Origin of the sequence: Streptomyces sp. NBC_00433 (genome assembly GCA_036015235.1) — a bacterium.
Classification (GTDB): domain Bacteria; phylum Actinomycetota; class Actinomycetes; order Streptomycetales; family Streptomycetaceae; genus Actinacidiphila.
Window position 1 is genome coordinate 4,060,001 of the sequence record CP107926.1, and the last position, 13,956, is coordinate 4,073,956.

The window sequence follows — 13,956 nt, forward strand, 5'->3', positions numbered from 1 at the left end:
GCCCGGCCGACCGTGGACGCGGCCTACCGGGCGATCGGGCTGCTGCCGCCGGCGTGAGACCGTACGGCTCAGGCGCCGGAGGCCAGCTCGCGGCTGCGGTCGCGGGCGGCTTCCAGCGCGGCGAGCAGGGCGGCGCGCACGCCGTGGTTCTCCAGCTCCCTGATGGCGCTGATCGTCGTGCCGGCCGGGGAGGTGACGGCCTCGCGGAGCTTGACCGGGTGCTCGCCGCTGTCGCGGAGCATCACGGCGGCGCCGATCGCCGACTGCACGATGAGGTCGTGGGCCTGGGAGCGGGGCAGGCCGAGCAGGATGCCGGCGTCGGTCATGGCCTCGACCAGGTAGTAGAAGTACGCCGGGCCGGAGCCGGACAGCGCGGTGGCGGCGTCCTGGTGCTTCTCCGGGACACGCAGGGTCTTGCCGACCGGCTGGAAGATGGCCTCGGTGCGGGCGAGGTGGGACTCGTCGGCGTACCGCCCCGCGGAGATCACCGACATGCCCTCGTCGACCAGGACGGGAGTGTTGGGCATGACGCGGACGACGGGGGTGCCCTCGGCGAGGCGCTCCTCGAAGAAGGTGGTGGGGACGCCGGCGGCGGCGCTGATGACCAGGCGGTCGGCCGGTACGTGCGGGGCCAGTTCTTCCAGCAGCGCCGACATGTCCTGCGGTTTGACGGCCAGGATCAGGGTGTCGGCGGACTTGGCCGCCTCGGCGTTGTCGACGGGCTCGATGCCGTAGCGGGCGCGCAGCTCGTCGGCCCGGTCCTCGCGGCGGGCGGTGACGAGGAGGTCGGCGGGTGCCCATCCGGCCCGGATCATGCCGGAGAGCAGGGCCTCGCCGATCTTTCCGGTGCCGAGGACGGCGACTGTCTGCTGGGTCATGGGGCCATGATGCCGTGGGCGCGCACGCGGACGCGGCGGCGTCCGCGTGTCGGTCAGGCGGTGCGGCGGCGCAGGGTGGCGGCTCCCAGGGCGAGGGCGAGCAGCGCGCAGCCGGCGACGACGGCGAGGTCGCGGACGAAGTCGCCGGTTATACCGGTGTGGTGGGAGACCTGGCTCATGCCGTCGACGGCGTACGACATCGGCAGCACGTCGGACACCCCGGACAGCACCGGCTGCATGTCGCCGCGCGGCACGAACAGGCCGCAGAGCAGCAGTTGCGGCAGCAAAATGGCGGGCAGGAACTGCACGGCCTGGAATTCGCTGGCCGCGAAGGCGCTGACGAACAGGCCCAGCGCGGTGCCGAGGAAAGCGTCGGCGAGCGCGACGACCAGCAGCAGCCAGGCGGAGCCCGTCACGTCCAGGCCGAGGCCGAGGAAGGTCAGCCCGGTGGCGAGCGCGGCCTGGACGACGGCGACGGCGCCGAAGGCGAGGGCGTAGCCGACGAGCAGGTCGGCCTTGCCCAGCGGCATGGCCAGCAGGCGTTCCAGGGTGCCCGAGGTGCGTTCGCGGAGCGTCGCGATGGACGTGACCAGGAACATCGTGACCAGCGGGAAGATGCCGAGCAGGGACGCGCCGGCGGAGTCGAAGCTGCGCGGGTCGGCGTCGAAGACGTATTTGAGCAGCGTCAGCAGGACGCAGGGCACGACCAGCATCAGCGCGATGGTGCGCGGGTCGTGGCTGAGCTGGCGCAGGACCCGGCGGGCGGTGGCGAGCGTACGGGCGGGATTCATGACGGGGTCGCCTCCGTGGGCGCTGCGGTGTCGGTGGCGCTGGTGGCATCGCCGGCCTGGGCGGCCTGGGCGGTGCCTTTCTTCTCGGTGCTTTTCTTCTCGGCCGCGTCGGCCTGGTCGACCAGGTGGAGGAAGGCGTCCTCGACGGTGTAGGTCGTGGTGCTGCGGCGCAGGCCGTCGGGGGTGTCGTCGGCGAGCAGCCGGCCGTCGCGCATGAGGAGCAGGCGGTGGCAGCGTTCGGCTTCGTCCATGACGTGCGAGGAGACCAGGACGGTCGCGCCGCGTTCCTCGGTGAGGCGGTGGAAGAGCCGCCACAGGTCGCGGCGCAGCACCGGGTCGAGGCCGACGGTGGGCTCGTCGAGCACGAGGAGTTCGGGCTCGCCGAGCAGGGCGACGGCCAGCGAGACCCGGCCGCGCTGGCCGCCGGACAGGTTCCCGGTCAGGGCGTCGGCGTGCGAGGTGAGGTCGACGTCGTGCAGGGCGCGGTCGACCTTGGCGGGGCGGTCGCGGCGATGGATGCCGAGGACGGCGGCGTAGTAGTCCAGGTTCTGCCGGGCGGTGAGGTCGGTGTAGACGGACGGCGCCTGCGTGACGTAGCCGACCCTGGGCCGCAGGGCGCGGTGGCCCGCGGGGCGGCCGAGGACGGTGAGGGTGCCGGTGACCTGCGCCTGGGAGCCGACGACGGCCCGCATGAGGGTGGACTTGCCGCAACCGCTCGGCCCGAGCAGGCCGGTGATCTGCCCGCGCGGGATCGTGAAGGCGAGGTCGTCGAGCACGGTACGGCCGCCCCGGACGACGTGGAGGCCGGCCGCCTCGACGGCGGGTTCCGGGTGGTTATTCATCATGAGGTGAATAACCACCTCGGGTGCCGTCGCGTCAAGCCTGTGCACTGTCACGCTCGGACGGGTGGTTTAATAAATGAACGGGCATTTATTAATGTCCCGGTGCGGCGGTGCGCGCGTGCAGGACGACGGCAACCAGGAGGTCCCCATGGCCGGACGCCCCCGCGGGGTCGGCGACGACGTGATCCTGCGCGCCGCCGCCGAGGTGATCGGGCGGGACGGACCCGCCGGGTTCACGCTCGCCGCGGTCGCCGGGGAGGTCGGGCTCGTCCCCGGCACGCTCGTACAGCGGTTCGGCTCCAAGCGCGGGCTGCTGCTCGCGCTCGCCGAGCGGTCCGCACGCGACGCCGGCGACCTCGCCGACCGGGTGCGGGCCGACCACGGCTCGGCGCTCGCGGCGCTGACCGCGCTTGCCGTCAGCACGACGGGAGCCCTCGACTCCCCCGACCGCTACGCCAACCACCTGGCCTTCCTGTGCGCCGACCTCGTCGACCCCGAGCTTCACGCGCACGCGCTCGCGGTGCACCAGGCGCAGGGCGCCGCCTACCTCCAGCTGCTGGCCGAGGCGGTCGCCGCCGGTGACCTGCGGGCCGGTACGGACCCGGTCGCGCTCGCCGCGACCGTGCACACGGTGGTCGCGGGCGCCGGGCTGACCTGGGCGCTGGACCGCGAGGGCACCCTCGCGCGGCGGCTCGAACGGGAACTCGCGGCCGTCCTGGCGCCGCACACCGAAGCACGTACGACACAACGGGAGGACGACGTATGACCACGGAGAGCCGGCCCTTGGCAGGCGCGGTGGCGCTGGTCGCCGGGGGCACGCGGGGCGGCGGGCGGGGCATCGCCGTCGAGCTGGGCGCCGCAGGCGCGACGGTCTACGTGACCGGGCGCAGCAGCCGTACGGCGGGGGCCTCCGACATGGCGCGGCCGGAGACCGTCGAGGAGACGGCGGAAATGGTCACGGCCGCCGGCGGCCTGGGCATCGCCGCACGCACCGACCACAGCGACCCCGAGGACGTCCAGGCGCTGGTCGCGCGCATCGCGGCCGAACAGGACGGGCGGCTCGACGTGCTCGTGAACTGCGTCTGGGGCGGCGACCCGCTCACCGACTGGGAGCACCCGCTGTGGGAGCAGGACCTCGACCGCGGGCTGCGGCTGCTGCGGCGGGCAGTCGAGACGCACGTCATCACCAGCCGTTACGCCCTGCCGCTGCTGGTCGCGCGCGGGCGCGGCCTGGTGGTGGAGGTCACCGACGGCAACACCGCCCGCTACCGCGGCTCCTTCTTCTACGACCTCGCCAAGTCCGCGGTCATCCGGCTCGCGGTCGCACAGGCCGCCGAGCTGCGCCCGCACAGCGTCGCGGCGGTCGCCCTGACGCCGGGCTTCCTGCGCTCCGAGGCGATGCTCGAAGGCTTCGGGGTGACCGAGGCGACCTGGCGCGACGGCGCGGCGAAGGACCCGCACTTCGCCTACTCCGAGAGCCCGGCCTACCTGGGCCGCGCGGTGGCCGCGCTCGCCTCCGACCCCGACGTGCTGGCCCTGACCGGCCAGGCGCTCGCGACGTGGTCGCTCTACAAGACCCACGGCTTCACCGACGCGGACGGGACCCAGCCGGACTGGGCTGCCCACTGGGCGCGCGACCTGGCCGCGGAACACGGCCCGCTATAGCCCCTCGCCAGGGGCGCCCTTTCGCCGGAGGCGCCCTTTCGGGGCTCTTTACGCAGGGCGGCGCCCGACAGGGGCGAGTGGGGGCACCCCCAGCCGACGGGGTCGGTGTGGGCCGGGCATGGGGGGCGGGTCAGGGTCATCCCCTATGGCTTTGGCGGTGGTCCGGAGGGACCGTTGCGGTATGAGTCGTTCATCCCGTGAAATCGCTGTTTCCGGCGCGGAAAAGCGGCAATTGGCCGTGGCGTCCGCGACCCTCGGCCCCTGGCGGCCCGCGGCCGCCGTCGGCGCGCTCGGCGGCGGCGTGTCACTCGCGCTGCACCTGGTGCACGGGCACTTCGGCCTCGGCATCCTGTCCGGCGCGATCTCGGTCGCGGCCCTGCTCTTCTTCAGCGTCGGCGGCTCCGGCGCCGTGCTCGGCTATTCCTCACGCGGCTCGGGCCGCGACCGGCGCCTGCGGCGCTGGGCGCGCTCGCACCCGTGGCAGGTGGCAGCGGTGCCGGCCGGGCTGATGTTCCTCAGCGACCTCGTCATCCGGCAGGCGCTGACCAGCCAGGGCTTCTTCAGCACCGTATGGACCGGGTTGTGGCACGGCGCCGTGGTCGCGGCCGTGGTGGGCACGGTCGGCGTGATCGGGGCGTCCCGCAAGTAGCGGCTCTGCCCTCCCCCTGCCCGGGGTCGGGTGGGCCGGCAGCCGGCGGCGTTCGTATCGCAGCGGTCGCTGCGCAGGCTCAGCCGGCCAGGCGGGGGGGCACCCTGATCTAGCGCTTGGGCCTGCGCTTGGCCTTTCCGCCCTTGGGGCGGTTCGCCTGCCGGGCGAGGGCCGCCTCGTACTCGCTGCGGTGCAGAGCCTCGCCGGGGGCTTCGGTGAGGGAGCGCACGAAATACGCCAGGAGGGCGCCGATGAAGCCGATCGCGTACAGGCTCTGGTTGTCGTTGGCCTGACCGGCCGGGCGGCGGGCGCTGAAGCTCTTCCAGGTGCGCTGGAAAGCCAGGACGCTGCACACGGCGAAGCCGACGAAGGCTATGGCGGTGACGAAGGTGCCGATCTCGGCGTCGGCCAGGCCTTGGAAGCCGAGCCGCAGCACGAAGGCGCCGGCCGCCGCGGCGAGCAGGGAGCCGACCGCCGCGGCGGCCCTGCGCCAGCCGTAGCCGCGGTCGTGGTCCACCCAGGTCGTGCCGAACCACCGGATGTCCTCCGGTGCCGGGCCGGCCTCCGGCCGGGTCTTCGTCATCTCGCTCACCCGACCAAGTATGCCGCCCGTCTCCGACGGTTTGCCCGGACTCCTCCCTGCGGGGTGCTGACGTGGTCAGGAGCGACATCCGCATGCCGGGGCTCGACGGCATCGAGGCGCCCCGTATCGTCACCGCCCTCCCCGACCCGGCCCGCGCCCTGGTGCTGACCACCTTCGACCCGGCCTCGTGTCGGTGGGAGGAGGGGCGCGATGGCGTCACCCGAAAGGGTGGTGGAAGTGGCATATGCCGTGGGTAGGCTGGAGAGATCCGCCAAAATCCCGCTCATGGGAGGAACCATGATCGCCGAGGCCATGTCGGGCACCGACCCTTCGGATGCCCGGCAACCCAACGGCTCCGCGTGGCCGATTCCGCCGGTGGACGGCTACACACTCGACCACCTCTACCAGCTCGACCTCCCGCCGCATACGCAACTGATCGACGGGAGTCTCGTCTTCGTGAGTCCGCAGCGGAAGTTCCACACGCTGGCAATCGACCTGTTGGTCTACGCGCTGCGCAGCACCCTTCCGGAGAATCTGCGCGTGCGCAGGGAGATGGCCGTGGTGTTGAGCCGGCGCACCGTCCCCGAGCCCGACCTCGTCATTGTCGACGCCGAGGCGGACGGCGACCTGCTCACCACTCGCTACGAGGCCAAGGACGTCGTTCTGGCCGTCGAGGTGGTGTCCCCCGAGTCTGAGTCCCGCGACCGGGACACCAAGCCGCACAAATACGCGGCCGCGGGCATCCCGCACTTCTGGCGGGTGGAGATGGCCGGGGAGACGGCCCGCCCCGTGGTCTACGTCTACGAACTGGATCCCGCGTCCAAGGCGTACGCCCTCACCGGCATCCACCGGGACCTGCTCAAGGTGACCGTTCCCTACGAGATCGCCATCGACCTCACCGGGATCGACCACCTGTAAGGCGGCTGGTCACTGCTGCGGCGTGAGGTGCTTCTCCAGGAGGGTGACCGCGTAAGCGGCCTTGCGGGTGCCGGATTTCGCGGGCTGTTCGCCGACGGCCTCGTAACCGGCTGCCTCGTAGTAGGCGCGCAGGGCCGGGTTGGTGGCGAGGCAGTCGAGGCGGCACAGGGGGAGGCCCGCTTCGGCGATGCGGCGTTCCGCCTCGGCCAGGAGGCGGCGGCCGGTGCCGGGTGGGGCGGTGGTGCGGTCGGTCATCAGGCGGTGGACGTAGCCGGCGGCGCCCGGCCGGGTGCCCCAGGCCGCCGGGTCCTGCCACCACAGCTCCCAGGCGCCGGCGACCGGGCCGTCGGGGCCGAGGGTGGCGATCCAGACCTCGCCGTCCGCGAGGCGGGCGCGGAAGTGGTCCTCGCCCAGCTCGCCCGGCTGCCACTGGTCGATGCCGCGGGCGAGCTGCCAGCGGGCGGCGGCGTCGCGCAGGCCGACCAGGACCGGCAGGTCGGCGGTGTCCGCGCGGCGGAAGGCGAGCGCGGGTTCGAGCAGATTGCGGCGCAGGGCGGCGACCAGCTCCGCGTCGACGCCCAACTCCCCTGCCGCGTAAGCCTCGACGGACCCGTACGTCTGCGCCATCGACGCGAGGAAGAGCCGCATCACGTCGGCCGGCGCGTGGGGATAGCCGGGCCAGCGCGGCGACTCACCACCGTGGTCGGCACGCCAGTCGGCGAGCAGGCGCTCCGCTGCCAGCTCGGTGAGCGCGAAGTCCTCGACGATGACGTCCTCGGGCACCCCCAGCAACGCCAGTACCAGAGCGGCGAGTTGACCGGTGCGGTCCTTGCCGGAAGCGCAGTGGAAGACCACCGGGCCGGCGTCCGGGGCGGCGATGACGTCCAGCGCCTGCCGCAACTCCTTGACGCCGTCCTGCGCGACCTCCATGAACCGCTCGGCCAGGAACGGCCCGATCTCCACCTCGGGCCCCAACGACGGCTGGTCGTAGGTCCGGTGCTCGATGCTGAGGTTGTGGTAGTCGAAGGACGGGTGCTCGGGCACCCGGCCCTTCGCGTCGACCTCCCACGGATACCGCAGGTCGATGACCGCGGCGACCCCCAGACCGAGGAAGCGGTCCCAGTCGGCACCCCCGAGCTTTCCGAGCGAGTCGGAGCGGAAGAGCCTGCCCCACCGCACGACCTGGCCGTCGGCGGTCGGGTAACCGCCGAGGTCACGGAAATTGTGCAGCCGCTCGAAGGATATGTGCCTGCTCATGGACGGCACCCTACGTCCCGGGCGGGACGCGGGCCGCCGGCGGTCGGCCTCAGACGCGGCGCCGACCGTACATCGGCGTGATCAGCGCGATCAGCACCGCGGCCGCGCCGATCTGCATGGCGTGCCGTATCCAGTCGACCCCGTTGGTGTCCGCGACGTCGAAGGCCGAGGCCAGGCCGTTGCCCAGCAGGCCGCCGATCGCGCCCAGCAGGATCGTCAGCCACAGCGGGATGGGCTGCCGCCCAGGCAGTACCAGCTTGGCCAGCAGGCCGATGATCAGGCCCGCGACGATTGCCCAGAGGAATGACATGTCTGCCGCCTCACTCTTGTGCCCCGGGTCCGTCTCGGGGTCTGAGGGCCGCATTCCCCGCCACCGCGGAAGCACTCCCTCCGGGTCCGGGCGGGACGCCACCGCCGGTGGCCGCGGCTCACGCGAAGGCGAAGACCGGGCCGGTCGCGGCCCGCAGGATGCAGGCATTGGCGAACTTCTTCCGCCAGTGGACGGGTTGGCCGCGGAATTCGCCCTCGGCGGTGACCTTGATCGGCTTGTACGGGTCCCGGCAGACGGCCGGCCGGCCCGGCAGCGCGTCGAAGTCGCCCTCCGCGGCGGACAGCGCGGTGCATGCCGGGAGGGGGTGGGTGCCGTGCGGTAGCCCGTCGCAGGACAGGGTCGCGGTGCGGGTGGCCGCGGTCAGCACGAGCCCCTGCCCCGGGGTGGGGGCTGTTGGCGCCGCCGCGCCTTGGCTTGCCGCGGTGAGTAGTGCCGCCGATGCGGCGGCGAGCATCATTGCTTTCACGGCACCACGACACCGCGTGCGCGCGCTCTCCCGGGTGCGCCACACCCGGACCACCCCTCGAAAGGGGTACGCCCCCTTGCGGCGCGTTGCCCGCCTTGCGGCCCGGCGGGGGCTTGTCGCTCCGTTCTCCCCCAGCGCTTCGCCCGGGGGTACCCCCACGCGCCCCTGAAGAACGCGTGCCCCTCTGCGCAGAGAACCCCCGGCAGGGGCGAACGCCGGGCGTAAGAGGACGCGAGCCCAAAGGGGCGCGGGGAACTGCGCGTCCGACCGCGGGGGACGCAGCTGTGAACGCGACAGGACGGGGCTGCCACCCGGGGGCGCGTGGGGGTACGCCCAGGCGAAGCTCCGGGGGAGAACTGCGAGACCAGCCCCCACCGGGTCGCAGGCAAGCGACGCGCCGCAAGGGGCTGCCACCCGGGGGCGGGGCGCGTCAGGGGCTGGGGTTGGGAGTTGGTGAGGCCCCCGGAGGGGACAGGCGTTCGCCGGCGAAAGGGGCGAGGGTCGGGAGGATGGCGGAGGGGCCGCCGGGGAGGCGGTCGAGGGGGGTCAGGAGGCAGGACTGGTGGCCGGAGGCGAGGTGGACGGGCGTGTCCGGGGGGAGGGTGGTGCCCGGGACGGGCCAGGCGATGAGCCAGGCGCCGGAACGGGAAGGGTGCGGGCCGACCGTGAGCGCGGCGATCTGGGGCCAGCCGAGGAAGACTTCCTCGGCGCCCGGGGCCCGCCGGGCGGCGATACCGCTGGGGCCGACGGCGAGGCGGCGGGGCCGGCGCCAGCGGGCGTAGAGGAACAGCGCGGCCCACCACGAGAGCGCGGCCACCGCGGAGAGGGGGCCGAGGAAGACCAGTGGCACCGGGTGGCGCTGCCCGAAGAAGGACCCGACCAGCGGCTCGGTGCAGGCCGGCGCGAGGACGAGGAAGAGCAGCGCCCAGGGGCCGGCTTTCCCGGGGGCGGTGAAGACCTGCTCGGGGAGGTGCGGCACCCGGAGTTCGGGGCCGGAGACGGGGACCGGGGTCGGCGTGCGGACCGACCGCGGCGCCGTCTCGAAGCGGGCGCCGCCGTGTTCGGCGAGGGCGGCGCCGAGCGCGGACAGCGGCTGGTCGAGGTCGTCCGTGTCGAGCAGGGTGTAGCGGGACCGCCCGTCGAGCGTCAGGCCGAGCGCCTCGACGATGCGCGGCATGTAGGCGTTGTCCGCCTTGCGCGGCAGGGAGACCCCGGGCACCGTCCACAGGACGAGCTTGGGCCTCATCGGCGCCGAGTCCTCGTCGGACTTCCGGTATTCGAGCGCGACCGCGTCGATCTGCTCCCAGCTCAATTCGGCGTCGTGCAGGGTCAGTCCGAAGCTGTCGGCCCGCAGCCGGAAGGGCCTGCGGGCCCTGCGCAATTCCGCCGCGCCGCGCAGCCCGCACAGCGCGGACAGCGCCGCGACGGTCAGCGGTCCTGCGGGGCTGGACGGGACCCCTCGTACCGCCAGCCACACGATGAGTCCCGTGAAGCCGGCGGCGGCGGCCCGCAGCATCCAGGCGCCCCGCTGCCGCAGCCGCCCGCTGATCGTGAACTCCACTTCCCCGCCCCCCTGTTCGTGCCCGGCTTTCAGGATGCGGGCATCCGTCCGGGACGTCCGCTGCCGGGCGCGGTCCGGTGCGGGGACGCGACCGGAATGCAGCGAACCGGTGAAGAAGTCACCGTCGCAGCCCTGGGAGTCGGGTTTCCGAACAGGAAGTGCGGTCGCGGGCCAACAGCGGGCGTCCGACACGTGCGCGGACCATTGACCATCGACTGACCGGTCAGTAACTTCTGCCGAGCACTCCCGACTTCCCCCCATCTCACCCGATACCCGCACCAATCGGCGCCAGTGTCAAAGGGGACGACAGATGTCGATGCGCATCCGCGTTCGTGGAACGCGCCGGCCGGCGGCCGTCCTCGCCGCCGGCGCCCTGGCCGTCCTCGGCCGGAACTGACCGCCGGCAGCTTGACAGCGGAAAGCCGCCCCGGGAAGTCCCGGGGCGGCTCACCAGCAACCCGCAAGCTCAGCCTTCGAGTTTGGAGATGTCCCGCACCGCACCCCGGTCCGCGCTGGTGGCCATCGCCGCGTAGGCCCGCAGCGCCATGGACACCTTGCGCTCGCGCGCCCGCGGGGCGTACACCCCGCCGAGGGCCTCCCGCCGGGACGCCAGCTCCTCGTCGGAGACCAGCAGTTCCATCGACCGCGCCGGGATGTCGATCCGGATGCGGTCGCCGTCCTCGACCAGGGCGATGGTGCCGCCCGAGGCCGCCTCCGGGGAGGCGTGGCCGATGGACAGGCCCGAAGTGCCGCCGGAGAAGCGGCCGTCGGTGATCAGGGCGCAGGACTTGCCGAGGCCGCGGCCCTTCAGATACGAGGTGGGGTAGAGCATCTCCTGCATGCCGGGGCCGCCGCGCGGGCCCTCGTAGCGGATGACGATCACGTCGCCGGGCTCGATCTCCTTGCGGAGGATCTTCTCGACGGCCTCCTCCTGGGACTCGCACACGACCGCGGGGCCCTCGAAGGTCCAGATGGACTCGTCGACGCCCGCGGTCTTCACGACGGCGCCGTCCACGGCGAGGTTGCCGCGCAGCACGGCGAGGCCGCCGTCCTTGGAGTACGCGTGCTCGACGTCGCGGATGCAGCCGCCGGCCGCGTCGGTGTCGAGGGTGTCCCAGCGCTCGGACTGCGAGAAGGCCTGCGCGGAGCGGACGCAGCCGGGGGCCGCGTGCCACATCTCGAGGGCGGACTCGGACGGGGAGCCGCCGCGGACGTCCCAGGTGTCCAGCCACTCCTTGATGGAGCGGGAGTGGACGGTGTGCACGTCCTCGTTGAGCAGCCCGCCGCGGTAGAGCTCGCCGAGGATCGCCGGGATGCCGCCGGCCCGGTGCACGTCCTCCATGTAGTACGTGCCGCCGGGCGCCACGTTCGGCGCGACCTTCGCCAGGCAGGGCACCCGGCGCGAGACGGCGTCGATGTCGGTCAGGCCGTAGTCCAGCTCGGCCTCCTGGGCGGCGGCCAGCAGGTGCAGGATGGTGTTGGTGGAGCCGCCCATGGCGATGTCCAGCGCCATGGCGTTCTCGAAGGCGGCCTGGGTCGCGATGGCCCGCGGCAGCACGGACGCGTCGTCCTGCTCGTAGTAGCGCCTGGTCAGCTCGACGACCGTGCGGCCGGCGTCCTCGTACAGCGCCTTGCGCGCGGTGTGGGTGGCCAGCACCGAGCCGTTGCCCGGCAGGGCCAGGCCCATCGCCTCGGTCAGGCAGTTCATCGAGTTCGCGGTGAACATCCCGGAGCAGGACCCGCAGGTCGGGCAGGCGTTCTCCTCGATGCGGAGGATGTCGGCGTCCGAGACGTTCTCGTCGACGGCGTCGGCGATGGCGTTGATCAGGTCGAGCTTGCGGACCGTGCCGTCGACCAGGGTCGCGCGCCCGGCCTCCATGGGGCCGCCGGAGACGAAGACCGTGGGGATGTTCAGCCGCAGGGCGGCCATCAGCATGCCCGGGGTGATCTTGTCGCAGTTGGAGATGCAGATCAGCGCGTCGGCGCAGTGCGCCTCCACCATGTATTCGACCGAGTCGGCGATCAGGTCGCGGGACGGCAGGGAGTAGAGCATGCCGCCGTGGCCCATGGCGATGCCGTCGTCCACGGCGATGGTGTTGAACTCGCGCGGGATAGCGCCCGCCGCTTTGATCGCCTCGGAGACGATCCGGCCGACCGGCTGGAGGTGGGTGTGCCCGGGTACGAACTCGGTGAAGCTGTTGGCGACCGCGACGATCGGCTTGCCGATGTCGGCGCTGTCCACGCCGGACGCGCGCATCAGCGCGCGGGCGCCTGCCATGTTGCGGCCGTGGGTGACCGTACGTGACCTCAGCTCGGGCACGGTGTCCACTCCCTAGGGTTCACTCAGCTCGTACAGCTGGTACAGCTCGTACGCGGCCGCGACGCGCGACCGTGCCGTCGAGGGTACGCCCGTCGCCCAGGATCCGGACAACTCGTCCGGATGACGGAAGCCGCGGCTCTACGCGCCGGCGCCCGGGCGCACGTCCGGGTCGGTCAGATAGCGCTGGAGCGTCGGCGCGACCAGCGCCACCAGGTCGTCGGGCTCGGCCGAGGCGATCGGCTCCACCTTCACCACGTAGCGCAGCATGATGATCCCGACCAGCTGCGCCGCGGCGAGCTGCACCCGGAATTCCGGGTCGGGCACCCGCAGCTCCCCCGCCACCCGGGCCAGCACCCGGCGGCCGACCAGGCCGCGGAAGACGGCGGCGGCCCGCTCGTTGGTGACGGCGGAGCGGACGATCGCCAGCAGCGGCTCCCGGGTGACCGGGTTCTCCCAGATGCCCAGCATGAAGCGGGCGACCCGCTCCCCCATGCCCTCGGAGTCGCCCGCGGCCAGGGCGGCGGGCAGTTCGAGCGCCGGGCCGAAGGACACCTCGATCGCGGCGGCGAAGACCTGCTCCTTGGTGCCGAAGTAGTGGTGGACCAGGGCCGCGTCCACACCGGCGGCCTTGCCGATGGAGCGGACGGAGGTCTTGTCGAAGCCGTGGACGGAGAATTCCTCGCGGGCGGCGGCGAGGATGCGCTCCCGGGTCCCCGCCCCGGCTCCGGCCCGCGTCCCCGCGGGCCGGCCGCGGCGGCGGGGCGCGTCGCCCGTGGCGTCGCCCGTACCGTCGTTCGCGGACGCGCCGGAGGGCGTGCCGGGGGCCGTCGCGCTCATGCCCGGACCGACGGCGGGCGGGACGGCGACGGCACCGCCAGGTGGCGGCGGGTGAAGGACAGCGCCTCCGCGAGGTCGCCCTCGCGCTCGGCCGCCGACATCGCCCGCCGGGTGTTGACCTCGATCACCACATGCCCGCGGTAGTCGCTCGCCGCCAGCGACTCCAGCAGCGCCCCGCACGGCTGGGACCCGCGCCCCGGCACCAGGTGCTCGTCCTTCGCCGAGCCGCTGCCGTCCGCGAGGTGGACGTGCGCGAGCCGGTCGCCCATCCGCGCGACCATCTCCAGCGTCTCCGTACGGGACGTCGCCGCGTGCGACAGGTCCACCGTGAAGTGCCGGTAGTCCTCGCGCGTCACGTCCCAGTCAGGGGCGTACGCCAGCATCTCGCGGTCGCGGTAGCGCCACGGGTACATGTTCTCGACCGCGAAGCGCACGTCGGTCTCGTCCGCCATGCGCCAGATGCCGCGGACGAAGTCCCGGGCGTAGTTGCGCTGCCACCGGAAGGGCGGGTGCACCACGACCGTGGACGCGCCCAGCCGCTGCGCGGCCTTCCTGGCCCGCTGGAGCTTCACCCACGGGTCGGTGGACCACACCCGCTGGGTGATCAGGAGGCAGGGCGCGTGCACGGCGAGCACCGGCATCCGGTGGTAGTCCGAGAGCCGCCGCAGCGCGTCCACGTCCTGGCTCACCGGGTCGGTCCACACCATCACCTCGACCCCGTCGTATCCGAGCCGGGCGGCGATCTCGAACGCCGTCGCCGTGGACTCCGGATACACCGAGGCCGTGGACAGCGCGACCTTCACGCCGGATACGCCGCCGGTTCGCTTCCTGGGGTCCACTGGTTCAGCCACGGGAGCC

The 13,956-nt window shown here is 73.1% G+C and carries 16 protein-coding genes and 1 pseudogene (1 of these 17 running past the window's edge); 6 read left to right on the top strand and 11 right to left on the bottom strand.

Features of this window, described 5'->3' with window-relative positions; translation table 11 throughout:
- A protein-coding gene (gene trpS / locus OG900_17005; GenBank protein ID WUH91635.1) for a tryptophan--tRNA ligase crosses the window boundary here: on the top strand, nucleotides 1-57 show its 3' end. It extends 954 nt beyond the left edge of the window; the window shows 57 of its 1,011 coding nt (coding positions 955-1,011); its start codon lies beyond the left edge, outside the window; its stop codon occupies nucleotides 55-57.
- 11 nt (nucleotides 58-68) lie between these two features.
- On the opposite strand, the gene proC is transcribed toward trpS, so the two are convergent.
- Genes proC through OG900_17020 form a run of 3 tightly spaced genes read right to left on the bottom strand, consistent with a single transcriptional unit; the run spans nucleotide 69 to nucleotide 2,514 of the window.
- A complete protein-coding gene (gene proC / locus OG900_17010; GenBank protein ID WUH91636.1) occupies nucleotides 69-878 on the bottom strand; it encodes a pyrroline-5-carboxylate reductase in 810 nt (269 codons plus the stop codon).
- A gap of 53 nt (nucleotides 879-931) precedes the next feature.
- Nucleotides 932-1,669 (bottom strand): ABC transporter permease, encoded by a 738-nt coding sequence (locus tag OG900_17015; protein ID WUH91637.1) that lies wholly within the window; start codon nucleotides 1,667-1,669, stop codon nucleotides 932-934.
- Nucleotides 1,666-2,514 (bottom strand): ABC transporter ATP-binding protein, encoded by an 849-nt coding sequence (locus tag OG900_17020; protein WUH91638.1) that lies wholly within the window; start codon nucleotides 2,512-2,514, stop codon nucleotides 1,666-1,668. The genes OG900_17015 and OG900_17020 overlap by 4 nt, the downstream gene beginning before the upstream one ends.
- A gap of 145 nt (nucleotides 2,515-2,659) precedes the next feature.
- Between OG900_17020 and OG900_17025 the strand changes: the two genes are divergently transcribed.
- The 3 genes from OG900_17025 (at nucleotide 2,660) to OG900_17035 (ending at nucleotide 4,825) form a co-directional block, all read left to right on the top strand.
- Complete coding sequence (locus OG900_17025) at nucleotides 2,660-3,277, top strand: TetR/AcrR family transcriptional regulator (protein WUH91639.1); 618 nt, start codon at nucleotides 2,660-2,662, stop codon at nucleotides 3,275-3,277.
- Nucleotides 3,274-4,176, top strand: a complete 903-nt coding sequence (locus OG900_17030; protein ID WUH91640.1) for an SDR family oxidoreductase — start codon at nucleotides 3,274-3,276, stop codon at nucleotides 4,174-4,176. The genes OG900_17025 and OG900_17030 overlap by 4 nt, the downstream gene beginning before the upstream one ends.
- A gap of 181 nt (nucleotides 4,177-4,357) precedes the next feature.
- Nucleotides 4,358-4,825 carry a hypothetical protein gene (locus OG900_17035; protein ID WUH91641.1) on the top strand — a complete coding sequence of 156 codons (468 nt, stop codon included), beginning with the start codon at nucleotides 4,358-4,360 and terminating at the stop codon, nucleotides 4,823-4,825.
- Between the two features lie 109 nt (nucleotides 4,826-4,934).
- Here OG900_17035 and OG900_17040 read toward each other — a convergent pair whose 3' ends face one another.
- Nucleotides 4,935-5,408: a hypothetical protein gene (locus OG900_17040; protein ID WUH91642.1), complete on the bottom strand. Its 474-nt coding sequence runs from the start codon at nucleotides 5,406-5,408 to the stop codon at nucleotides 4,935-4,937.
- Nucleotides 5,409-5,476: 68 nt separating this feature from the next.
- Between OG900_17040 and OG900_17045 the strand changes: the two are divergent.
- Nucleotides 5,477-5,587: pseudogene (locus OG900_17045) on the top strand (DNA-binding response regulator).
- A gap of 106 nt (nucleotides 5,588-5,693) precedes the next feature.
- Nucleotides 5,694-6,326, top strand: a complete 633-nt coding sequence (locus OG900_17050) for a Uma2 family endonuclease (GenBank protein ID WUH91643.1) — start codon at nucleotides 5,694-5,696, stop codon at nucleotides 6,324-6,326.
- A 9-nt stretch (nucleotides 6,327-6,335) separates the two neighbouring features.
- Here the strand turns inward: OG900_17050 and OG900_17055 are convergent, their stop codons facing one another.
- The 7 genes from OG900_17055 to OG900_17085 all read right to left on the bottom strand — a co-directional run bounded on the left by OG900_17055 (nucleotide 6,336) and on the right by OG900_17085 (nucleotide 13,949).
- Nucleotides 6,336-7,583, bottom strand: coding sequence for a GNAT family N-acetyltransferase (locus OG900_17055; GenBank protein WUH91644.1), 1,248 nt, complete (start codon nucleotides 7,581-7,583; stop codon nucleotides 6,336-6,338).
- 49 nt (nucleotides 7,584-7,632) lie between these two features.
- Nucleotides 7,633-7,893 (bottom strand): GlsB/YeaQ/YmgE family stress response membrane protein, encoded by a 261-nt coding sequence (locus tag OG900_17060; GenBank protein WUH91645.1) that lies wholly within the window; start codon nucleotides 7,891-7,893, stop codon nucleotides 7,633-7,635.
- 118 nt (nucleotides 7,894-8,011) lie between these two features.
- The gene (locus OG900_17065) at nucleotides 8,012-8,371 is read right to left on the bottom strand and encodes a subtilase-type protease inhibitor (GenBank protein ID WUH95804.1); all 360 of its coding nucleotides are present in this window, start codon (nucleotides 8,369-8,371) and stop codon (nucleotides 8,012-8,014) included.
- Between the two features lie 439 nt (nucleotides 8,372-8,810).
- Nucleotides 8,811-9,941, bottom strand: a complete 1,131-nt coding sequence (locus OG900_17070) for a hypothetical protein (protein WUH91646.1) — start codon at nucleotides 9,939-9,941, stop codon at nucleotides 8,811-8,813.
- Nucleotides 9,942-10,407: 466 nt separating this feature from the next.
- Nucleotides 10,408-12,261: a dihydroxy-acid dehydratase gene (ilvD, locus tag OG900_17075; protein ID WUH91647.1), complete on the bottom strand. Its 1,854-nt coding sequence runs from the start codon at nucleotides 12,259-12,261 to the stop codon at nucleotides 10,408-10,410.
- A 138-nt stretch (nucleotides 12,262-12,399) separates the two neighbouring features.
- Complete coding sequence (locus OG900_17080) at nucleotides 12,400-13,098, bottom strand: TetR family transcriptional regulator (GenBank protein WUH91648.1); 699 nt, start codon at nucleotides 13,096-13,098, stop codon at nucleotides 12,400-12,402.
- A complete protein-coding gene (locus OG900_17085; protein WUH91649.1) occupies nucleotides 13,095-13,949 on the bottom strand; it encodes a sugar phosphate isomerase/epimerase in 855 nt (284 codons plus the stop codon). Before OG900_17085 ends, OG900_17080 begins: the two co-directional genes overlap by 4 nt.
- Nucleotides 13,950-13,956 lie beyond the last annotated feature (7 nt).